Source organism: Ignatzschineria sp. LJL83, assembly GCF_054871845.1.
Genome location: NZ_JBTXLY010000001.1, coordinates 188,748 through 210,000, shown reverse-complemented (window position 1 = coordinate 210,000; position 21,253 = coordinate 188,748). Strand labels below are relative to the sequence as shown.

19 protein-coding genes are annotated in these 21,253 nt (G+C 37.8%); 8 read left to right on the top strand and 11 right to left on the bottom strand.

What is annotated here, in order from left to right; genetic code table 11:
* The first annotated feature begins 99 nt into the window (after positions 1-99).
* From modB to ACYSN2_RS00900, 3 genes are all read left to right on the top strand, one after another.
* On the top strand, positions 100-795 hold the full coding sequence (gene modB / locus ACYSN2_RS00910; RefSeq protein ID WP_461748551.1) for a molybdate ABC transporter permease subunit: 696 nt from the start codon (positions 100-102) through the stop codon (positions 793-795).
* Positions 792-1,445, top strand: a complete 654-nt coding sequence (locus ACYSN2_RS00905; RefSeq protein WP_461748369.1) for a molybdenum ABC transporter ATP-binding protein — start codon at positions 792-794, stop codon at positions 1,443-1,445. Before modB ends, ACYSN2_RS00905 begins: the two co-directional genes overlap by 4 nt.
* Positions 1,446-1,669: 224 nt before the next feature.
* The gene (locus tag ACYSN2_RS00900) at positions 1,670-2,146 is read left to right on the top strand and encodes a hypothetical protein (protein ID WP_461748368.1); all 477 of its coding nucleotides are present in this window, start codon (positions 1,670-1,672) and stop codon (positions 2,144-2,146) included.
* A gap of 117 nt (positions 2,147-2,263) precedes the next feature.
* Here ACYSN2_RS00900 and ACYSN2_RS00895 read toward each other — a convergent pair whose 3' ends face one another.
* The gene (locus ACYSN2_RS00895; RefSeq protein WP_461748367.1) at positions 2,264-2,701 is read right to left on the bottom strand and encodes a hypothetical protein; all 438 of its coding nucleotides are present in this window, start codon (positions 2,699-2,701) and stop codon (positions 2,264-2,266) included.
* A gap of 235 nt (positions 2,702-2,936) precedes the next feature.
* On the opposite strand from ACYSN2_RS00895, the gene ACYSN2_RS00890 reads away from it, so the two are divergent.
* Positions 2,937-4,100, top strand: coding sequence for a hypothetical protein (locus tag ACYSN2_RS00890; RefSeq protein ID WP_461748366.1), 1,164 nt, complete (start codon positions 2,937-2,939; stop codon positions 4,098-4,100).
* A gap of 47 nt (positions 4,101-4,147) precedes the next feature.
* Here the strand turns inward: ACYSN2_RS00890 and ACYSN2_RS00885 are convergent, their stop codons facing one another.
* The 5 genes from ACYSN2_RS00885 to ACYSN2_RS00865 form a co-directional block, all read right to left on the bottom strand.
* Positions 4,148-5,578, bottom strand: a complete 1,431-nt coding sequence (locus ACYSN2_RS00885) for an MATE family efflux transporter (protein ID WP_461748365.1) — start codon at positions 5,576-5,578, stop codon at positions 4,148-4,150.
* A gap of 160 nt (positions 5,579-5,738) precedes the next feature.
* Entirely contained in the window at positions 5,739-8,156 is a 2,418-nt protein-coding gene (gene recD, locus ACYSN2_RS00880) for an exodeoxyribonuclease V subunit alpha (RefSeq protein WP_461748364.1), read from the bottom strand.
* A complete protein-coding gene (gene recB / locus ACYSN2_RS00875; protein WP_461748363.1) occupies positions 8,153-11,911 on the bottom strand; it encodes an exodeoxyribonuclease V subunit beta in 3,759 nt (1,252 codons plus the stop codon). The genes recD and recB overlap by 4 nt, the downstream gene beginning before the upstream one ends.
* Before the next feature lie 199 nt (positions 11,912-12,110).
* Positions 12,111-12,938 carry a HEAT repeat domain-containing protein gene (locus ACYSN2_RS00870; protein WP_461748362.1) on the bottom strand — a complete coding sequence of 276 codons (828 nt, stop codon included), beginning with the start codon at positions 12,936-12,938 and terminating at the stop codon, positions 12,111-12,113.
* Between the two features lie 43 nt (positions 12,939-12,981).
* The gene (locus ACYSN2_RS00865) at positions 12,982-14,145 is read right to left on the bottom strand and encodes a tetratricopeptide repeat protein (RefSeq protein WP_461748361.1); all 1,164 of its coding nucleotides are present in this window, start codon (positions 14,143-14,145) and stop codon (positions 12,982-12,984) included.
* 161 nt (positions 14,146-14,306) lie between these two features.
* Between ACYSN2_RS00865 and ACYSN2_RS00860 the strand changes: the two genes are divergently transcribed.
* Positions 14,307-15,317, top strand: a complete 1,011-nt coding sequence (locus tag ACYSN2_RS00860) for a hypothetical protein (protein ID WP_461748360.1) — start codon at positions 14,307-14,309, stop codon at positions 15,315-15,317.
* Between the two features lie 56 nt (positions 15,318-15,373).
* On the opposite strand, the gene ACYSN2_RS00855 is transcribed toward ACYSN2_RS00860, so the two are convergent.
* The 3 genes from ACYSN2_RS00855 to arcC all read right to left on the bottom strand — a co-directional run bounded on the left by ACYSN2_RS00855 (position 15,374) and on the right by arcC (position 17,578).
* Positions 15,374-15,922 carry a Smr/MutS family protein gene (locus tag ACYSN2_RS00855; protein WP_461748359.1) on the bottom strand — a complete coding sequence of 183 codons (549 nt, stop codon included), beginning with the start codon at positions 15,920-15,922 and terminating at the stop codon, positions 15,374-15,376.
* 104 nt (positions 15,923-16,026) lie between these two features.
* Positions 16,027-16,626, bottom strand: a complete 600-nt coding sequence (tehB, locus tag ACYSN2_RS00850; protein WP_461748358.1) for a tellurite resistance methyltransferase TehB — start codon at positions 16,624-16,626, stop codon at positions 16,027-16,029.
* Positions 16,627-16,651: 25 nt separating this feature from the next.
* On the bottom strand, positions 16,652-17,578 hold the full coding sequence (gene arcC / locus ACYSN2_RS00845) for a carbamate kinase (protein ID WP_461748357.1): 927 nt from the start codon (positions 17,576-17,578) through the stop codon (positions 16,652-16,654).
* A gap of 316 nt (positions 17,579-17,894) precedes the next feature.
* Between arcC and mscL the strand changes: the two genes are divergently transcribed.
* From mscL to ACYSN2_RS00830, 3 genes are all read left to right on the top strand, one after another.
* Positions 17,895-18,329 carry a large-conductance mechanosensitive channel protein MscL gene (gene mscL / locus ACYSN2_RS00840; protein ID WP_461748356.1) on the top strand — a complete coding sequence of 145 codons (435 nt, stop codon included), beginning with the start codon at positions 17,895-17,897 and terminating at the stop codon, positions 18,327-18,329.
* A 163-nt stretch (positions 18,330-18,492) separates the two neighbouring features.
* Positions 18,493-19,428, top strand: coding sequence for a 2-hydroxyacid dehydrogenase (locus ACYSN2_RS00835; protein ID WP_461748355.1), 936 nt, complete (start codon positions 18,493-18,495; stop codon positions 19,426-19,428).
* Positions 19,429-19,602: 174 nt separating this feature from the next.
* Positions 19,603-19,860 carry a hypothetical protein gene (locus tag ACYSN2_RS00830; protein WP_461748354.1) on the top strand — a complete coding sequence of 86 codons (258 nt, stop codon included), beginning with the start codon at positions 19,603-19,605 and terminating at the stop codon, positions 19,858-19,860.
* Between the two features lie 85 nt (positions 19,861-19,945).
* Here ACYSN2_RS00830 and ACYSN2_RS00825 read toward each other — a convergent pair whose 3' ends face one another.
* Positions 19,946-20,875 carry a hypothetical protein gene (locus ACYSN2_RS00825; protein WP_461748353.1) on the bottom strand — a complete coding sequence of 310 codons (930 nt, stop codon included), beginning with the start codon at positions 20,873-20,875 and terminating at the stop codon, positions 19,946-19,948.
* The gene (locus tag ACYSN2_RS00820) at positions 20,862-21,161 is read right to left on the bottom strand and encodes a hypothetical protein (protein WP_461748352.1); all 300 of its coding nucleotides are present in this window, start codon (positions 21,159-21,161) and stop codon (positions 20,862-20,864) included. Before ACYSN2_RS00820 ends, ACYSN2_RS00825 begins: the two co-directional genes overlap by 14 nt.
* Positions 21,162-21,253: the final 92 nt, after the last annotated feature.

The following is a 21,253-nucleotide window of genomic DNA, read 5'->3' as shown; positions in this document are numbered from 1 at the left end:
ATTAATTATTCATAAATATTTATGAATAGTTACTCATATCAATCTCCATATTAGTTTCTCTTTTCCATAAAAAAGCCCTGAAATATTAGGATATCAATGATGTTTTTAACCGAATATGAATGGTCCATCATTCTCTTAAGCCTTAAAATCGGAAGCGTTGCCGTGATTGCGAGCTTACCTTTCGGCATTTGGATTGCTTGGGTTTTAGCACGCAAAAATTTTAGAGGAAAAACCATTCTCGATAGCGTGATTAATTTACCGCTTGTATTACCGCCGGTCGTGATTGGCTATCTCCTACTCATCACAATGGGACGAAATGGCTACGTTGGCAAATGGCTCGATCAAGTCTTCGGACTCTCTTTCAGCTTCAATTGGAAAGGTGCAGCGCTCGCTTCTGCCGTGGTTTCCTTTCCGCTGTTAGTCAGAGCGATTCGCATCAGTTTTGAATCTATTGATCATAATCTCGAGTTTGCCGCACGCAGTTTAGGCGCTTCTAAAATTCGAATGTTCTTCACAATCACATTACCGCTTGCGATTCCCGGCATTATTGCCGGCGTTGTCCTTGCCTTTGCCCGCTCTTTAGGGGAATTTGGCGCAACCATTACGTTCGTTTCCAATATTCCCGGCGAAACGCGCACTCTGCCACTTGCCATGTACACGCTGATTCAAATCCCAAACCAAGAAGCTGCAACCATGCGCTTATGCATCATTGCCATCGCCATCTCCTTTATTTCGCTCTTTTTATCAGAAGTATTGCAGCGCGCTCATAAAAAACGCTTAGGATTATCATCATGATTCATATTGATGTTCAGCATCCATTTCAAGATTACACATTTAACGCACAATTAGAGATTCCTTCTCAAGGCGTGATCTCCATTTTTGGGCCTTCCGGCGCCGGCAAAACGACGCTGTTAAATTTTATCTCCGGCAAGCTTTCCCCGAAAAAAGGGCTCATTACCATTAACGATAAAACGATCCTTGATACTTCCCAAAAAATTGCATTACCGATTCATCAACGTGGCATTGGCTACGTCTTTCAAGATCCGACCCTTTTCCCTCATTATTCCGTGGAGAAAAATCTCCTTTACGGCGCAAAAGAGAAAAATCCGCCCCTCTTTAACGACATTATTAAACTTCTCGGCATTGAACCGCTGTTAAAAAAACGCATCGCTTATCTCTCCGGCGGTGAAAAACAGCGTATTGCCATTGGTAGAGCGCTCTTAAGTTCGCCTTATATCCTCCTCATGGATGAACCACTCTCGGCATTAGATCAAAATCGCAAAGAGGAAATCCTCAGCTACTTGGAAGCGATTCCGGAGCAGTTTAATATTCCCATTCTCTACGTCACGCATAATATCCAAGAAGCAAAACGGCTCTCTCAAGAATTTATTGCCGTGAATAAAGGCGATATTTCACTGAAAGCGATAGATCAAATTGGCGTATAAATCTGGTACATAAATTTGATGTATAAATTTAATGTGGAAATTCACTATTCACAAACTCAAACTCTATAAAACAAATCGATCATTGCCGTAAAACCTGTATAAAAGATAATCCTCGGGGAACGATTGCGAAACGGAAACTTTCCCTCTACACTAATTCAGCACTGATCTTTCAAGGAAATACTTTACGCAATATATTATTCATCTCTCATCATTTAAGGATACCTATGTTTTCCAAACTTCGTACAATCGCACTTGTCTCTTCTATTTCTTTCGCATTTATTCCGACCACACTTTTTGCAAGCCAAGCTTCAAGAGTTGCCGATGCGAATTATGAATTTTGTACGCAGGAATTTTTTGCCAATGATGATTATTGTAGTTGCGTTGCCGATGTATACGAAACCAACTTAGAAAACGTGCAGTTTACGGATGAGGAAGAAACTTTTATCATTCAAGGCTTAAGTGGACAGCTCTCTTTTGAGGAGTTAACACCGGAAGATCTCATTCTTTCAGATCGTGTGGCTGAAAAACTGATCAATCCTGCTTTTGAGGAGGGATTTGTAGCATGTTACAGCTATATTGATGATAGTGAGAATGAAGAAAACTTCGATGAATCCGAGGTGGTTTTGTCAGAAGCACAGCTTCGAGCGATTGCAGAACTCGATGAAATTGAAGCCATGGAAGATGAGGAATACGAAGAGTAATCACTGTTTTCTAGCTTGTTTATCAATCTTATTTTTCAACAAACAACAAAGACTGATTTACGGCGGGAGAGATTGTTTGCATGCTTTTAATCATCCCTCGCCCGCAGTTGAATTTCTCTATTTTGAATCTTTCGGTTCTTTCAAAGATTCAGAATGATTCTGATCGGGATTCTCTTTGGAATCATCATCTTTCCAATCATCCCAATCGTTCCATGATTTCCAATTATCTTTCTTCTCTTCCTTAGAATCATGTTTATCATAAAATAAATCAGAATCATCAAAATCCGTGCTTTCAGGAAGATTGGGCGGATTCTCTGCTTCATATTTTCGTAATCTACGCAGATCTAAATATGGCAATACAAAAAGCCAAAACACCAAAAATAATGCACCCAAACTCCAGTGAATATAGAAGCAGATCACGAGCAGAACTAAGTTCCCTAATCCGCTAAATAGCATTCGAGAATAGCTCATTTTTTTGAAATCTTTATTCATCGCTTCGCCGGTTGATTCAGAAGTCTTAGCATTTTTCGCTAGTTTTTTTTCTTGCTGTTTCATACTGCTTCCTTAATATTCCATCTAAACTAAAATCTATAAAAATATCTTTTATAGTCTTACTTATAACCAATCTATTTTGAGGTCGTTTATGTATTAGGTACAATTCAAAACATAATCATGATATACATCCTATTGAAATATAATAATAATTAAGACCACACAAATGTTATAAATCTAAACTTCATTAGCCTATTTATCACTTAAAGCATTCATAAATATTAAACAAAGACACAATATGACAAAAAGACGATCTATATTTCTTTTATTAATTTTTATTGCAGTTAACGGATTTATTTATTGGTTATCAACATCGACCTTCAACGACGCACCTCTTCCTCCCTACAAGAAAGAGATAGCAGCTCTAATAGCCAAAAACAATGATGACAAGACTTATCGTTATTATGCCCTAGGTCTTAGTATAAACTCGAATCATTGCCTCTATTATATAAATAATATTTTAGTGTATAACTCTAAAGAAGATGATCAGATTATAAGCAGCACCGCTACTTCTATAGATGCTTATATTCAAAATGGTAAAAATGAAGTCAGTATACGTGTTTTAAACCCTGATTATACTAATGAAGATGACAATAAAGTCAGGAGTTGTGAGTATGAAATACAGAGTTCAATATATCCAGAATATGCACTTTTGGGACCGGTAATTTCACAACTAAGCCTCTTTTCTAATGAAGCTCATGCAAAACATAAGTATGCTTATTTAAATGCGGAGGAAGCTTCAAGAACTTCTAAAAACTCTAATGCTATCTATCCACTCTATTCAGAACTTGATAATCGAGATGCTCGGGAAGATGTACTACTTATCGAAACATTAGATGAAAGTATTATCTCAGATCAACCTAATGCAAAAGATATACTTTATACTAGAATTTTTTATATAGAAGATACACCTAAATATCTCTGGAATAAAGGTGCTCCATATAAACATGAATACAGAGTAAAATTAATAGAAGCTTATGAGAATTTAAGAAAAATGATAGCATCTAAAAACTTAGTATTACTTAAAGAAGCGCTTCACACCGTTCATTCCGAAGATGCTCTTCTTTACTATATGACACAATCAGATCAAGCACTTACCCATCAGATAATAAATCATGAAGCTGATGATGCATTTGAAAACAGTTATCTATACTCCACAATTAATGCTTGGGATATGGAATTAAATAATATTAATTTTGATGATTACTATATTGAAACTTTCAATGAAAATAAAAAAATAAGGTTAGTACACAAGGATGATCGTAATAAGGTAAGCAATGCACGATTAAACTCCCCCATTACTCTAAATTACCGAAATGTTATAAGTTTAAAAACAGAAGAATATAAATTTAATCCTATTTTTTCGTTTATTGATGGCGAATTTGTAATCATTGATTACTAACGCTTATACATTGATATCCATTTCAACTGCAATCTACCTTCCTTGTTCTAAACAGGCTTTGCGGATGGCTCGTTGATTCGCTCTGATGCCGGTATATTTTGCTCTCTGATTCTTTTCAAGTCTTTTAACTGCATCCATAAAAAGAGAAATGCCGTAAATGCCGAGATAAAGTCCGCCGTTGGGATGGATGCCCAAACGCCATCAATGGCTTGTAATCCGATAGATTCAAAGAACTTCGGTAACCAAAACAGTGCCGGAATTAAAAAGATGATTTGTCTGCTTAAACTCAAGAAAATAGAATGCCCGACTTTGCCGATACTTTGGAAGAAGATCGTGACAACAATTTGAAAGCCCACTAATGGGAAGAAGAGCGTGACAATGCGAATAGAATGCATGGCAGCATCGGCTAATTCTTCAGATGGATTAAACGGTAAAACCACCCATGCCGGAAAAAATAGCCCAATCGTTGTCGCAACAATGCCGATAACAACGCCCACTTTAATGGTATAAAGAAGCGTCTCTCGCAGGCGATCATAGGCTTTTGCCCCAAAACTATAACCCACAATCGGTTGCATGCCTTGCGTTAATCCTAAGAGCAACAACACCACAAGCATCAACGTGATATTCACCAAAGTATACGCCGCAACGCCAATAGAACCACCGTAAATGCGTACTTGATAAATGGCAATAAAGATAATACTTGCCGCCACTAAATTCATTAAAAATGGTGATAAACCGATACTTAAAATCGCCCCAATGATGGGAAAATTAAAACGGATTTTAGAAGGTCTAAAACGCAACAAGGTATTTTTATTCAGGAAATGCTCCATCACAAATACCGTGCCGATAATCATCGAAAGCACGATAGAAATTGCCGCACCTCGAAGTCCCCATTCTAAATAGAGAATGAAAAATGGCGCCAAAATCCCATTCGCCACCAACGTTAATAACATGGTATACATGGCTTTTTTCGGAGATCCCGAAGCGCGCATCATATTATTAAAGCTAAAGCAGAGATTCGAAAAAATCGCGCCCGGCAAATAGAGCTGTAAAAACTGATAGGTATATTCATACGTATCTGCATCAGCGCCAAGCAGATATACCAATGGCTTTAAGAAAATCAACATTCCAAAGGAAACAGAAAGCGTAATCAGAAGCGTTAATAGAAGCGATACGCCGATGACGGATTCCGCCTTATCGTAATCTTGATTTCCCAAATAGATAGAAATTCGGCTTCCTGCACCTGCGCCCACGAGCATTCCAAATGCCGCAATCATCGTCATAATCGGAAGCGCAATTCCCATAGCACTCAGTGCATGATCACCTTCTAAATATTCGGCATTACCGATAAAATAACGTGTGAGAATATTATAGAGCGCCGCCACCGTGCTTCCCACCATTGCTGGCAATGCATATTTCCAGAGGAGTCTTTTTATCGGCGCTTCTCGCAGCTCTTGTAGCTGATCTACTTTTTTCATATTTTTTTCATCAATCCCTTCATGCTACTGCAAGATTCTCTGCAAGATCGCAAACTTCCCTGTGTTGTTGAATATCATTGGTTAAATATCCTTGGATTACGCTTCATTCCCGAAGCTTTTACCAATAATCTCAATTTTATGAACTTCTTTTTCGGATCATTTACTGATCACTATTTAAGCGTTTATGAATAAAGCTATACCGCTCAATTTTTCCGCTCAATGCCGCTTTCATAGAAGCGTGATTGGCGAAAATATGCACTCTATTTTTAGCACGGGTAATGCCGGTATAAAAGAGCTCTTTCGTTAAAAAGATAGAAGGCTCTATTCCTAAAAACAACATAATATTATCAAATTCACTGCCTTGTGACTTATGAATTGTCATGGCAAACGCCATTTCAAATCTCGGCAATCGATGAATCGAAAATACCCTTGCAGAATCAACACCTTCAAAATATGCCCGAAGTTCGCCCTCTTCATTATAGAGAATAAGCCCAATATCACCGTTAAAAAGATGATTCTCCGCACTATTATGCGTAATCATAATGGGCAAACCATGAAAGAATTCTCGGTGTGCTTCCCTTGGAAAAAGCGTTTTACGAATCAATTGATTCAGCTCAATCGAGCCATCAACGCCGGTTCTTCTCGCACTTAATACGCCAAGTTTTGCAAAAACCTTAAACGCCTGTTCGGCAAACTCAATGCCTTTCCCTTCTTTTAAAAAAGAAATATAGGGTTTAAACGCTTCTGAAAACTGCGCTTTTAAAGCCGTTTCATCCATCGGAAGCTCTGTATAGATCAAGGAAGCATTTTGACTCTCCGCTTCCGTTTTCGCTTCAATTTCGATGAGTTCCTGAACTTCATGAAGTTGCCACGAAAGCGATTTCTCTTCGGCATTATTCACAATTTTCGCAAGTTTCCCTAAACCGGAATCGGTTTTAAATCGGTAACTCTGTTTTAAAAAGCTTAAGTAATTAAAAGCTTTTTTATGCGGATTTACCAACAATGCTTCCGGCAAAATACCACCTAAAAGCTGATTCAGTTTCTGAAAATGCGCCGCTGAATAATTTTCAGAAACGCACAATTCATGCATGACAGCGCCAGATTCCACCGAAGCAAGCTGATCTTTATCGCCTAAGAAAATCACGCGCCCTTTTGCCGGCAATGCGCCAATTAATTCAACGAACATCTGCTGATCAATCATCGATGCTTCATCCACCACCAACACATCAAAGTTCAGGGGCTGATATTGATTAAATTGTGGTTTTCTTGTGAGCGGATGAATTTTTAGTAAGCGATGAAGGGTTTGCCCGACAAAAGGAATGAGATCAAGATTCGCTCGCACAAAAAACTGTTCACTTTCTGACAGCGCTTCAATGTTTTTTTGCACTTTTTGAATCTGCCCTAAAATAGATTCTGACAATCTCGCCGCCGCTTTTCCTGTCGGCGCTGCGAGCAAGATTTTAATGGGCGTTTCAGAATCTTCTCGATATTGATGTAAGTCGATCAAAGTTTGTAGAATCTTAAATACCGTTGTCGTTTTCCCAGTTCCAGGACCGCCGGAAATTACGGAAATAGGATTTAAAATCGCATTTGCCGCCGCAAATTTCTGCCAATCAACCGTTTGTTGATCACCAAAATAGTGATTTAATCGCGCCGAAAGATAACGCATTTCTGCATCTGAAAAACTCATATCATGCGTTTTTTGAAAGAGCTCAACAATGGCACTCTCTTGTTTATAATTACGTTCTAAATAAATCCCATTTTCAGTAGCGATTAATGGTGCTGAAACTTCTTCTAGAATCGGTTTCCAACCCTCTTTCAAATCATCTTTCATGCCACTTTTGCGCTGATCTAATAATGGCGTGATGTCAAAAATCAGCTCACATAATTGCGTTATTAAAAATGTGCGGTGCGGTGTCTGATTTTCAATAAACCATTGACTCGGCGAATAAATATATTCATAAGGGAGCGCCGTATTTCCTAAGCCGTAAGATCTGCTAACTAACAATACAAGTAATCCATAGCCAAGATATTTTTCCGGCGCTTTAAAGGCTTTTTGCGCTGTTAGAAATTCTGCAAAATAGCGATCAATATTCGTGATATAACGCTCTTTTACCAATAACTCTAAGAGCTTTTTAAAGTTGGCTTCATATTGTTTCATCACAATAACATCATCAGATTTCTCTGAACGAGTTTTTAATTCTCGAAACTGCGCCATAATCGCCACTAAATCTTGCACTTCTAATCGCTGTTTTTCCTCTAAGGAATGCGCATTTACCGGCATTCTACTTTCTTCAGCAACTTCCGTATCTAGTTCTTCATCTAAATTAATAAAAAGATCATTCTCAAGTGACTTTTTAGCTTGCGATTTTTTCTTAGGATTGTTCATTTTTACGGCTTCTTCCGGCATTTTGCTTTGTGTGGATTTTGATGTCGTTAACGGCGATTCCTCAAAATTCTGAGCCGATTTCTGATCCATATTTTGATTCCCGTTTTGATTCATCTCATCAAAATCACTATCATCATTTAACTCAATTTCTCCGATATCGAAGAGGTCAAACTGCTGTTTCTTGCTCATACTTCCTCCTCAACACTACTTTCAAAATCGCTCTCAACATCTTCATCAAAGAGTGCAATCAGCTTTAACACCAAATCATAATCAGGTTTTACAAAGTAAATCGCCTGCTCAGAACCTGCTTCCATTCCTCGTAAATAGAAGTAGAAAACACCACCAAAATCTCGGCCGTAATCAAAATCAGGAATAATATTTCGCAAAAATTTCACGGCAGCCACCGTGTAAATGAGATATTGCAGATCATAATGCGCATGCTTGATGGAATGCATCATCTGCTTTTCTGTGTAATCTTGTTTGCGCTCGCCTAAGGTATTGGACTTATAATCGGCAACGTAATATTGCCCATTGGCTTCAAAAAAGAGGTCGATAAATCCACGAAGGAATCCTTGAATCGTTTCAAATTGAAGCTCTTCCTCGGCCTCTCTTGCAAAATGCTCTCGAAGCAGAAGATTCAATGCATGTTTTGTGAGCGGTGTTTCAATGGGGAAGATGAATTCTAGCTCCTTAATATTGCGGGATCCTTGTAGAATCTTTGCTAAAGTTTCCGCTTGTTCCAAAGCTTGTTCCGAATTTGATAACGCCGTCTGATTTGAAATATTCGGCAATTTGGCATTTAAAATATTATGAAGCCAAATTTCTAACTCATCGACTAATAATGGTAATGTTTCTTCCCGCATTAAATGCGAGAAACTTTTTGTCACTTCTTTCGTTAATAGCCCTCGATCTTTCAAGGCTTCCGGCGAATAATCTTCCAGAAGTTCATGGATAAAGTTACCGGTAATTGCGCCTTTTGGAAATAGGCTAATTTCCGGTAAATAAAGCTCTTCTAAGCTATCGGCATTATGATGATTCTCGTTTTCCGGCATTAAAGGCGCTTCAAACTCTAACTCATCTTCTAAGAGTGGCGTGAAATAGCTACTTTTCGCATTATAAGAGAGATTCGAAAAGCTCGTAAATCGCCAAAGGGGCGCGATCTTTCTTGTGAAAATGGCCGCTGTTTTAATGACTTCATTCTCTGTTTCCCGATCTTCCTCGAACAGCACCAAATCTTTCTGCAATACTTCTTGTCGTGTGAAAACATCACTAAAACGCTTCTCATAATTCACGCCAGGATCTTCAAGCTTTGCGTTAAAATTCATTAAATAAGCAAAAGGAGTATTCTCATAACTGCTCGGAGAAAGCTTTTGGCAAAAGCCGATATACGTATGATATTTCGCCCTTGTCAGCGCCACGTACAGAAGGCGAATATCCTCTGCAAGCCCTTCTTTTATGAAGAAATCGCCCTCCTCTTCTGTGGCATCGCCACTAAATACATAATGCTTATTATGACTTTGCGGATGAATATATACGCCCTCTTTTTTCGCCTGCGTTTTAAAATTCCCAAAGGGTAAGAATACAATCGGAAATTCCAATCCTTTCGATTTATGAATGGTCATAATTTGAATCGTTTTGAAATCACTCTCTAAACGAATTTCAGCGCCTTCGCCGGCTTCAAAGCCAAACATTTTTTCATGAAGCCACAACAGTAACGCTTCTTGATTACTAAAGGATTCTCGTTGCAGAAGTTCACCTAAATGAAACAGATCACTCGCTAAACGCTCGCCATTGTCTAACATCAACAGCTTCGCCAAGCGGTTATTTCGCACCATAAATGCCCGAAGCATGGCTAAAATCCCTTGCTTCATCCAAATCTCATTTAAAGCATTGCGCTCTAACAACAATTCTTCTAATAATGCCGGGGATTGTTTTACTTCCTCAAATTCCGTTACCGAAAAACCATATAATACAGAGCCCAAAGATTGCATTAAAATCGCCGTTTCATGCTTAAAGACTAAGCTTTTCAGGAAAATATAGAGATCAGTCACGATGCTACTTTCAGGATCAAACACCGAATTTTGTTCCGACAAATAGACGGAGTTTAAGCCGGCATCTCGTAAGCCTTTCTGAATACTTGCCGCTTGCGTGCCGCTTCGCACCAAAATCGTAATATCTTCCGGCATAATGGGGCGATTGCCCTTTTCTGTGGCTAATTGCCCGCTCTCCAATAACGTTAAAATCTCTTTCGCACAAGCTGTGGAAATCTGCGCTCTAAAATAGGGATTGCTAATCGAACCTTTCCCTTTTTTATCAAATTTCATCTCATCATCGCTCGGCAGATATTCAAGCACCGTCATGCCGCTTGGTGCAACCTCCGGCATTTGTACTTCTGTAAAGCTCGAAGATTCCGGCGTTTTGATGGAAATAAAAGGAATGCCTCGCACTAAAAATGGATTGTCCGCCATGCCAAATAACGAGTTCACGGCATTAACTTGCAGCAATCCTGAACGGTAATTCGTATTGAGCGTATAAATCTTATCAACATCTTCTTTAATACTTAAATACGCATTAATATCTGCGCCCCGAAAGCCGTAAATCGCCTGTTTCGGGTCGCCAATCATGACAAATGGAATCTCTTTATAATCAAAGAAAAGCCGGCGAAAAGTAGATAATTGCAAATCATCCGTATCTTGGAATTCATCAATCATTACCGCACGAAAACGCGCATGTAACGATGTCATAAACGCATCAGTTAAATGCACCGTTTTTTGATTAAGTTCCCGTAAAAGATCGTCAAATCCTAAAACGCCGGCATTCTGTTTGAGCATTTTTAAGATCGACACCACTTTAAATGCCGAATAGTGAAACACCTTTTTATGAAACTCGGCAATAGATGCTAAATCTTCAAATAGAATCTGTAAATTTTTAGGAATTCGATTGAGATCGCCGCCTTTTCCTAATTTACTCTCCATAAAATCGAGCGTGAATTTTTCGTAATTTTTAAATAATCCCGGCGAATCATTTCCTGCCCAGCTCATGAAATCCGAGTGATAACCAAGTATTAGGTTGCTTCGGTAACTTGTCTTTTTCAATCCCGCAGTTTCAATAATATTTTCAAAATCAGCAAAAGTGAATTCCTGTTTCGCTCGCTGTTTTACGCTATTAATCAGCACTAATTGCGCTTCAAAAATGACATTGAGATTCTCATCTTCCGTAAATAGTTTACGATTAATCAGGCTTGGATTAATAATAAGTGGACGGATTTTAGAAAAGAGATTTTTCTCCTCAAAATTCCCGCTATTTTCACTAATGGGAATATTGAAATAAAACGAGGCAAAGCGCGATAATTCCAAATCTAACGGATAGCATTCTTCTCGCCAAAAATGATAAACCGCTTCCCGATAAATACCGGAAAGATCTGTTTCTAATTCAAAGTTAAACGCTTGCCCTAAATCGAGCGCATTCTCTTTCAACAATCGCTGAGAAAAGGCATGAATCGTAAAGATAGACGCTTGGTCGATAGAGCTTTCCGCTTCATTTAAAAGATTAATCGCCGTTTCAAGTGCCGTTTCTTCGTCAATTCCCGTCAGTTCTGAAGTTTGCAGATAATGTTCAATCAGCTCATATAATGCCGAATCCTCAATTTCAAATCCCATTAAATAGGCAAAAAATGCTTGTTTAAGATCGACAATACGGGAATAGATTCGCTCTTTGAGCTCGGCAGTTGCAGCGTTTGTGAAGGTTACAATCAAGATTTCCGGAAGCTTTTTTGGCTTAGGATCCACATTCAATCCCAAAAGTAGACGCAACACCAAAAGCGTAATCGTATACGTTTTTCCCGTTCCGGCAGATGCCTCGATCATAATATTGCCGGAAATCGGCACAGTTTTCGGCTCTAAAATCGGGTAAACAGATTGCTGATCTTCCATATTCTGTGGCATCTTCCATCCTTCACAAGCTAAATCATTCACAAGAAAGAATAGTATATCGTGATCCGTTCGATTTTATAGGGTTTTAAGTATTTAACTTGTGCTTTGTCATCGTATTTCATAAAAGTCTTAAAAATGAGGGAATTCATCACAAGGATGAACTGATTTCCACTACTTTCCTAAGTATTTTTAAACGATTTTTATAAGGTTTTTACGGGGTTTTTAAAGAATCAATCGTGTTTTGAATGAACCCATCTTCATCATAATATTGCTTCACTAATTGCTCCAAAAGAGGGATAAATCCTGAATCTCCTAAATCCGAAACAGCTCGAATAATATCATCTAAAACAGTATCGCTTTCTAAAGCGCATAATAACTCTTGCTTTAATACCGCAACAACTCTTTGATCTTTAACTCTTGATAAGCCTGTTATCGCTTCGAGCTGTATCTCTCGATCCTGACTATTTAGCATCTCAACAAAGCTTTCACGAATTTCTGCCGTATCATACTTATGAATATTAATCGCAAATGCCGCCCAGTTTTTCACGAGATTACTACTGTCTTTACTCAAGTTCTCTAACAAATAAATGGTACGGATATCTTTGATTAAAGAGAGCGCAAAAGCAACCGACTGTCGAACAAAGACAGAAGTCTCTTGAACCAAGATAGAACATGATTCAATGAGTTTTTCCGCCCATTTTGAATCCTCACAATATCCATAACGATGTGCCATTGCGCAGAGTGCCGATGATCTTACTAGTGCGCTTTTATCTGTAAGAGATAAACCCCTTAAAAGTTCAAAAATATCATCAAGATCCTTTTTCTCGATACCTCTGATTTGCCCTAAAATAAAAGCACCTATTTCTCTTTTTTGATAAAAAAGATCATCACATAACAATTTAGCGATATTACAAATCTCCTTTCCGCCTTTCATCTGTAACTCACTTGCGGCACCTCTCCTAATAACTGCTTTACGATTATCTAAATAAGAGATTAATTCTTGATCCGTTAGCTTTTGGCACTCCATAAAAAAATGCATGTTATACAATTCACCTTATTATTAAAAAGTAACTAACCTAGAATCACAGATAATTTCGCACTCGAATATCATTCTCATAATATTCCAGCAATTCTAGCGCTATAGCATCTTGATTGTTGGCAAATGCCTGTAAAAACATGATGATTGACTGCGTCGTTATAATTTCATTCAAAAATATTTCACGAGTTCGTTCTATTTCAGATTGCAAACGTGATTGCTTTACTGCCGTATTTGCGACATATTTTTGATTAATAAACTCTTCAATTTTTTTGTAAGCCAAGTAATTATTACTTTTTGCCGCAACTTTATAAGCTTGAAAAGCTTTTACATAATCTCCTTCAGCTTCAAATAGCATCCCTCTACGTAGTGCAATCATTGGATCATTTGCATAAGCATCATATTTATCTGCTGAAAATCGTGTCGATTTCACATCTTCCACAATCAATTTATAAGCCTCTACAAAATTAGTCTGATTGAAGTAGCTTTCAGCCTTACTATAATCTGGATCAACACCATTCCCTGATAAATAAATTAGCCCTAACCAAGTATTAAAATGATTAAGTCCTCTATTGATACCTTCCTCAAAATAATGAATGGCTTGGGTAATATCTTGCGGATAATAAAAGTCTGTTAAATAGATAAAAGGCAAATGTTGATACGCCCATAACTCTTCGTTTTCTAACTCTTTTAATAAAATCTCTTTAGCGATTGGCCAGTTTTGAACAGGATTATTACTAGTTAATAATGCGAGACTATACATTAAGGGATTATTAATATGCCCTTTTTCATACAGTTCCCCCAATATTTCTACGGATTTATTCGCATTTCTTTGCACTCCTAAGCCGTTATAATAGGCAACTGCCAATAATTCTTTTGCTTTAAGATCCCCACTATCTGATAACTTTCTTAACCAAAAAGCATACTTTGCTGGAGATGGCTCTACATAAGTTCCTCTTATATAAAAGTGAACAAGAATCCATTGAGCCTCAGTATCACCGTTATTAGCTAAATTTATGACACAAGCAATATGCTCTGCATTCACACCTGATATGGGTATACCATCTTTGAAGTATTTAATACCTGTTGACATAAAGCAGCTATCAGCACGGCTAGCATTACCCTTCATGATTTGAAAAGTAGGCGGATTATCACAGCCGACTAATAAAATAGAGAAACTCATCAAAAATACAAACTTTAAAATACTCACTGCAAAAACCCACCATAAAAACAAAATACTAAGAAATAAATCAACTGATCTAATAGAATTAGGAGATTGTATATTAGATAGTATTCAGTCGTAATCAAATTTCTATAAAGTGATTACTCTAGTTTTTAACAAAATAGTTTTATCAACACAAAGGACTCTTCATGTATCGATTGATTATTAAAATATTACTGATGAGCTCGATAGCTACTTTTGCAAAAGCAGAGATCGATATCATGACCCTCAATGCTAACGATAAAAATACGTTTGTTGAATACACAGCTAATTTTAAGTTCAATAATATGCACTGTATTTTTAAGATTAATGGTCTGCTTTATACAACGTCAACACTGATACGTCCAAAAGGATGGAAACTTGAAAATATCAGTTTAAGTGATGATATTGGAGCGGTAGTACAACAAGGGAAAAACACTCTTGAAATAGAAGGAATTCAGGTTCCGACAAAACCAAAGGAAGGAACAGTTTCTTATTGTGAAATGAGTATTTATGCATCAGCAACAAATCGAAAAACAGGAGAAACAGGCGGAAAAGAAGTTTCTCATTTACGATTAGATATTAATGACGATGGAAAATTCACAACTGAAAGAAGTCGAGATTTTCCCGAACCATCAGTAACGAACACGCCTGAATTAATAGAGCTAGATAGAAAAACAGTTGAGCTAGATTGGATAAATAATGATACTACCGTAAAAAGACTTTTATATATCAATCACAAACATGACATTTTTACTTGGACAAAATCTAAACCATTCGAAAATACTCCAGAGAATATTGCTAGATTATGGGATGTGTATGATGAATTGATAGATGCTTTTGCAATACAAAACTTAGATAGGATTGAGCAGTTTTTACTTCCGGCAGGAAAAGAGCGAGACCTTTACACAGGATATACAGGCACAGGATCTCGTAGAGTTTCTGAGATGATGACCGCTATTCAAAGAACATTAAATCAGCATGGTTTTAATCCACCTAAAGCGAATCGCGATAATTATGAGTTAGAAGTAGCAAATCATGGAAAACTGTTTCGATTTAATTATAAAGGTGGATTTAATGCATCTCCTATTCGTTATAAATTAAATAATAAGAAAAGTTCAGGGTCTTATAACTTTTACTTCACCGAAGTAGATGGGAAAATTCGAATAGGCGTATTGTAAAATGGAAGATACAAAAAATATTGGGAAGATTTGCAACAGCACTTACTTCTTAATCTCTAAAAATCCCCCAAAGGATTCTGCGCTCTTAAAATGCATAATGTCACGCCTCTTCCGCCCATTTTTTGGGGTGGATTGGCGAATGCGAGGACGTCGATTTGTAGCTTGAGCCAGCGTTCGATTAATCCTCGAATTACAGGATCGCCTTTGGAGCTGTTGCCTTGTCCGTGAATGATCTTCACACAGAAGAAGTTTTGTTTTAACGCATGATAGAGAAAATGCTGTAATTCATCTCGCGCTTCACTTGCCGTTAAACCGTGAAGATCGATCACATCATCTGCTTGGAATTTCCCTTGAATCAGTGCTCTTAATAATCTTGTCGAAACACCGTTTCGAGCAAAGCGCATTTCTGACATGGGATCGGTATTAATCCAAGAAGTATCATCGCTCATTAAATCCTGAAAATTCGGATCTTCCCTGAGTGCTTTTCGGATTTTTAATCGTAATTTTGGGCGTGGATGTTGAATACGATCATCTTGCTTTTTAAGCTTTCGAACCGAGCCGATCGTTTGACGAAAAAGGTCTTTATCATCCTTACTAATTGACATAAATAACTGCAAATACTCCGATACTTCGATTAAATCTTTCTGCTACTTCTTGCGGAATCTTCTTACTAAACTTTCCGACTGAATTTTTCTACTGAACTTTCCTACTAAATTTTCTTCGCAAGCATCGTTGCAAACTGTAATTTTAAGCGATTGCCATCGGCATCTAAGCGGTGTAGTTCGCCAACATTTTCGTTGTAATGAATAATTTCCCAATCTTGATAATATTTTTGTAATTCGCCTTCTGAAAAGGTAAATGGGAAATCCGTAAAGGGATACGCTTCTGTCGACATTGCCGAAACAATCAGGTTATAACCATTCGTATTTGTGTGGTTTTGCATATCTGTAATGATTGCCGGAATATTTTCTCGGTTCACAAACATTAAGACAACCGTGGACATAATAAGATCATACTGCCCTTTAATTTCAGCATGATTAATATCATATTGTTCCACATGAATATTACGAATCCCTTCTTTCGCGATAATGCCGAGAAGAGATTCGATCATATTGGGGCTTAAATCATAAGAAGTGACATCAAAGCCACGATCTGCCAAAAATAGGGAGTTTCTGCCCTGACCGCAACCTAAATCGAGAACTTTACAAGGCTTCACAGCATGGTTTTCTACCATTTCTACCACATCGCTGTGCGGCGCTGTTAAACCATAGGTTTCTTGATAATAATTAGCAGGTTTACGAATGGACATAAAAACTCCTTATTGATGCTTTCTCTTATTGATAACGAAGCCAAGTACCAGTTTCACCTCTAAAGCCTTCTTTCGCTTTATCTAATGAGGTAATCAATGCTTTTTTATCAGGATTATTTTTCACAAAATCCATCGCAGCTCTGATTTTTGGCAACATTGAACCCGGTGCAAATTCGCCAGAATTAATGTAATTTTGAGCCTCATCATACGTCATTTCAGAAATATCTGCTTGATTTGGTTTACCGAAATTGATCGCCGCTTTCTCAACGGCCGTTAAGATCATCAAAAGATCAGCATCGATCTGATCTGCAAGCTTTGAAGACGCAAAGTCTTTATCAATTACCGCTAATTTACCCACTGTTTTCCCATCTTCTTTCGCAACAGGAATACCGCCGCCGCCAACGGTAATGACTAATTCGCCGGCATTAATTAAATTTTTGATGGTTTTAATCTGCACAATCTCTTGTGGTAATGGAGAAGCCACTACAATACGGTAACCTCTTCCGGCATCTTCCATTACAGGATATCCCGCTGCAACGAGCTGATCTGCTTCTTCTTTTGTGTAGAAAGAACCAATCGGTTTTTTCGGCGATTTAAATGCCGGATCTTCGCTATCGACCAATACTTCCGTCACAATTGTCACAACTTCTTTATCCATATTGCGACGTGCTAATTCATCTCGTAAAAATCGTTGTAAATGGTAACCAATATAACCTTGACTCATTGCGCCACATTCTGTAATCGGAACACCTTCTTTGCCAAGGCTCTTTTCCGCTGTATCCATCGCAAGTTTAATCATTCCTACTTGTGGACCATTTCCGTGAGCTAAAACAAGATCATGACCTTCTTCAAGTAGATCAACAATCGGCACAACCGTTGATTCTAAAATCGCTTCTTGTTCACTCACGCTATTACCCAGCGCATTCCCACCTAACGCTACAACAATCTTCATTAACAACCTCTCCTTTTCATTAAGACCCATAATTTCGCTTATCAGGCTTCTTACGTCAAATTAAATTTTTGAAACACCGCTAATCAAGACGTTTATCGGAATGAAATCCCTACAGGAATACCCTCATAAAATGTTCTAACAAAAAACTAGTGTTACGAAATTATATAAAACGCTATTTGCGGGTAATTCATTCCTTTTTCAGAAAGAAAAAATGCTATTATTCCTCTCTAGAACAGCTTGTTTCAAAGATTTTAGCTTTAATTTATCCCTCATTTTTTCTAAATAATCTTAATCAATCAAATTTAAAAGGATTTTCATGAAATTTATTCAAGAATTTAAAGAATTCGCCATGCGCGGCAACGTCATCGATTTAGCCGTTGGGGTGATTATCGGTGGCGCTTTTAACAAAATCGTTTCTTCATTAGTTTCAGACATCATCATGCCACCGCTCGGCGTTTTACTTGGCGGTGTGGATTTTAAAGATTTTGCATTAACTTTAAAAGCGGCTGTTGGCGATGAACCGGCGGTAATCCTGAATTACGGGATGTTTATTCAAAATATTTTCGACTTCATCATTGTCGCTTTCTCCATCTTCGTTGCCATTCGCGTGATGAATAAACTTCGTGAGAAACAAGATGAACAAGTTGCAGAAGCGGTGGAAGAGATTATTGCAGATCCAGTACCGACAAAAGAAGAGATCTTACTCAGCGAAATTCGCGATATCTTAAAAAACAATCAGAGCAAAAACTAGTTCTTACGAGCTCTTGATCTGATTTTCATGCTCATAAAAGGTTTCAATGAGCAATATGCTATACTCTCGAAAACGCCGGAAAACAGACTTTTACCCCTGTTTTCCGGCAAATAATAAAACCGGCTGATATCGGTATCACGCTTTATAACATGAGGGAGATAGCATGAATATTCTTTATATGACAGAAACTGAAAGAGGAATTGACCGTTGGCGAGAAGAGTTCGCAAAGGTTGATTCCTCTTTGAATATTATCGGATTAAATGATGAATATGATCCAAAATCCATTGATGTCGTTTTAGCGTGGAAACCACCTGTGGGAATCTTTCCGGCATTAACGAACATCAAACTCATCCAATCTTTAGGAATGGGTGTAGATCATATTATTAAATGTGCCGATCTCCCGAAAGATATACCGATTGCTCGTATTATCGACAATGACATGGCGGTACAAATGAGCGAATATTCCCTTTACGGCACGCTGACAGCTTTTGGGAAGTTCAATCTCTATCATCAGCAACAACTCAAAAATGAGTGGCTTCCAAGATCTCGTAATTTCCATGATGACTTTAAAGTGGGGATTTTAGGCTTAGGAGAGTTAGGAAGTGCCGTTGCACAACGCTTGCATATGAACGGTTTTACCAATCTTCGTGGTTGGTCGAAAAGTGAGAAATCCATTGCCGGCGTTCAAAGCTTTGCCGGCGATGATACATTAATGGCATTTGCGGAAGGTTTGGATGTTCTGATCTGCTTACTTCCTCTGACAAAAGAAACAAAACATATTCTCAATTTAGAGCTTTTTAAGAAGCTCAATCAAAACGCGTATCTCATTAACCCCGCAAGAGGCGAGCATCTTGTAGAAGCAGATCTCTTAACGGCGCTTAATGAAGGTTATCTCTCCGGCGCTCTCTTAGACGTCTTTACAGAAGAACCATTGCCGGCAGATCATCCTTTTTGGGCAGAATCAAGAATTGAGCTCACGCCGCATATTGCCGCAGCTACAAATCCCAATACTGCTTCAGAGCAAGTGATTCAAAATATTCAACGCGCAAAGAGAAATGAACCTCCTCACAATTTGATCGATCTCGCAAAAGAGTATTAATTTTATGATATATTAAGGCAACATAAAATCATCGTTATCCCTGAATTTAAGATCGTTTCAATCAATTTTTCTAACGATATATCTATGTAGATAATTCTATATAGTAGATTCAAGATAAATATCACAAGGATCACGATGATTATCCTCTTCTTTCAAGATAAATAGGTTATCACTATGCTTGCACTCAATAAATTTCTCTTTTATGCCGGAATGATCGTTAGCGTGATTGGCACACTTGTTGGAATTCCTCTTCTGATTTTCGGAGAGAAAACCATTGGTCTTTATCTTGTCACGATCGTTGTTCCTATCGGATTTTTACTCTGGTTTACAGGTTTTGTCGCTTACACGTTCTTACGCCCAAATTCCAACCGTGAAGAAGACGAAAGAGCACACGCAGAAGCACAAAAATTCCAAAGAAGTGTTCCTGATTAAGATCGAAATCAAAATTAAAAATCGAGATTCATCTTTCGAACTGATATGAAAAACCCGCATAATGTATGACTTATGCGGGTTTTTTTTATTCGTTTTCAGGAACGAATGGCGCTTCAATAATCGGTTTATATTCTTTAGGAATATCTTCCAAATTAAACATTGTAGGATATAACCGAACGCCCTTTGTTCCATTTGTTAATAAAACACGATAAGATTTAAGATCAGAAGAAACTATCACTTCTAGTTGAATTTTTCCTTCTGGATCTAAGGCTTCCACCTCTTCAAATGCATTCATAATTTCATCATCGTCGAATCTAAAACGAAAACGCTCCACAACACCTGGATTTGGCGACAATTCAGTTCCTTCTAGATATACCGTTAAATGATTAGGTGGTGCATGACGATCATGAAAGGTATTTTTACCATCTTCATAAATGTTATACATCTCCGCATTGGTATATACGCCGTTATAAGGTCCTTTCACTTTATACAGTGAATTCCCAATTAACTCCCAATTATAGCGTTTCATCCGGCGTTCCCACTGCTCGGTACTAAAAGAGAGTGTCCCATTATGATACGCTTCCTGAAACTCTTCCGTTTGATAAGAGAGCCTGCGATTAAAGACTTCTTCCCCTGTTTCATTCAGTCGGGAACCTAAAGTCCTTTTGTAACTTTCAAAATCAATATCTCTAGGTTCAGCTTGTAACTCTCCTAATAGATAAGTTTCTCCGCCACCGGAAATATACACATAAGCCAAACCACTAGGCATTGCATAGATGTCAAAACTAAACCTACCGCTCATATAATCGGTACCAAACGTTCGACGATCTACTAAACAGCTCTCAAATCCTTGGTTAACATTTCTAAAACAGTGGTATTTTAGTTGCTCCATAAAATCTGCATTAAAATCAAATCGCTTTTCCCAGCCTTGTTTTTCAAATAATGAGTACCATTGCAGATAAATACCTGTTGGAAATTCTCCTCGATTACTATTTGAGGTTTCAGTTCCCCCCATTTCTCCAAAATCCCCTTTGAAAATCCCCTAAACTTGGAAAAGACGTGACTCTTCTATCTCTTTTTTCATTGGTATCGGGATCATCTTCCGTTAAATAAAGATAGCTACTGCGACCTCCAAATAAAAGATTATATTCTTTTGGAGCTGCCATTGTGACGGTATATCCAAAAATCTCCACTTCTGGCTTTTCATCTTTTGAGTCATCATCATTCATTACTAGATACAACAACCCCATCACACCAAGCAGTATGATGATAAAAAACGTCCATTTATATCTTTTAAGCATTGTGAGTTTTCCTGAGCTTATTTATAAGCACTAATCTTTAAAGAAGAATTCTTATTTTACGCTTCAACAATTTTTCAGGCATAAAAAAGCTG

Coding starts and splice junctions, on each gene's coding strand:
- recB (WP_461748363.1), bottom strand. CDS start 11,911: ATGCCACAGAATATGGAAGATCAGCAATCTGTTTACCCGATTTTAGAG.
- modB (WP_461748551.1), top strand. CDS start 100: ATGTTTTTAACCGAATATGAATGGTCCATCATTCTCTTAAGCCTTAAA.
- ACYSN2_RS00855 (WP_461748359.1), bottom strand. CDS start 15,922: ATGTCAATTAGTAAGGATGATAAAGACCTTTTTCGTCAAACGATCGGC.
- ACYSN2_RS00895 (WP_461748367.1), bottom strand. CDS start 2,701: ATGAAACAGCAAGAAAAAAAACTAGCGAAAAATGCTAAGACTTCTGAA.
- ACYSN2_RS00905 (WP_461748369.1), top strand. CDS start 792: ATGATTCATATTGATGTTCAGCATCCATTTCAAGATTACACATTTAAC.
- mscL (WP_461748356.1), top strand. CDS start 17,895: ATGAAATTTATTCAAGAATTTAAAGAATTCGCCATGCGCGGCAACGTC.
- recD (WP_461748364.1), bottom strand. CDS start 8,156: ATGAGCAAGAAACAGCAGTTTGACCTCTTCGATATCGGAGAAATTGAG.
- ACYSN2_RS00870 (WP_461748362.1), bottom strand. CDS start 12,938: ATGCATTTTTTTATGGAGTGCCAAAAGCTAACGGATCAAGAATTAATC.
- arcC (WP_461748357.1), bottom strand. CDS start 17,578: ATGAAGATTGTTGTAGCGTTAGGTGGGAATGCGCTGGGTAATAGCGTG.
- ACYSN2_RS00885 (WP_461748365.1), bottom strand. CDS start 5,578: ATGAAAAAAGTAGATCAGCTACAAGAGCTGCGAGAAGCGCCGATAAAA.
- ACYSN2_RS00820 (WP_461748352.1), bottom strand. CDS start 21,161: ATGCTTAAAAGATATAAATGGACGTTTTTTATCATCATACTGCTTGGT.
- tehB (WP_461748358.1), bottom strand. CDS start 16,626: ATGTCCATTCGTAAACCTGCTAATTATTATCAAGAAACCTATGGTTTA.
- ACYSN2_RS00890 (WP_461748366.1), top strand. CDS start 2,937: ATGACAAAAAGACGATCTATATTTCTTTTATTAATTTTTATTGCAGTT.
- ACYSN2_RS00860 (WP_461748360.1), top strand. CDS start 14,307: ATGTATCGATTGATTATTAAAATATTACTGATGAGCTCGATAGCTACT.
- ACYSN2_RS00825 (WP_461748353.1), bottom strand. CDS start 20,875: ATGGGGGGAACTGAAACCTCAAATAGTAATCGAGGAGAATTTCCAACA.
- ACYSN2_RS00830 (WP_461748354.1), top strand. CDS start 19,603: ATGCTTGCACTCAATAAATTTCTCTTTTATGCCGGAATGATCGTTAGC.
- ACYSN2_RS00835 (WP_461748355.1), top strand. CDS start 18,493: ATGAATATTCTTTATATGACAGAAACTGAAAGAGGAATTGACCGTTGG.
- ACYSN2_RS00900 (WP_461748368.1), top strand. CDS start 1,670: ATGTTTTCCAAACTTCGTACAATCGCACTTGTCTCTTCTATTTCTTTC.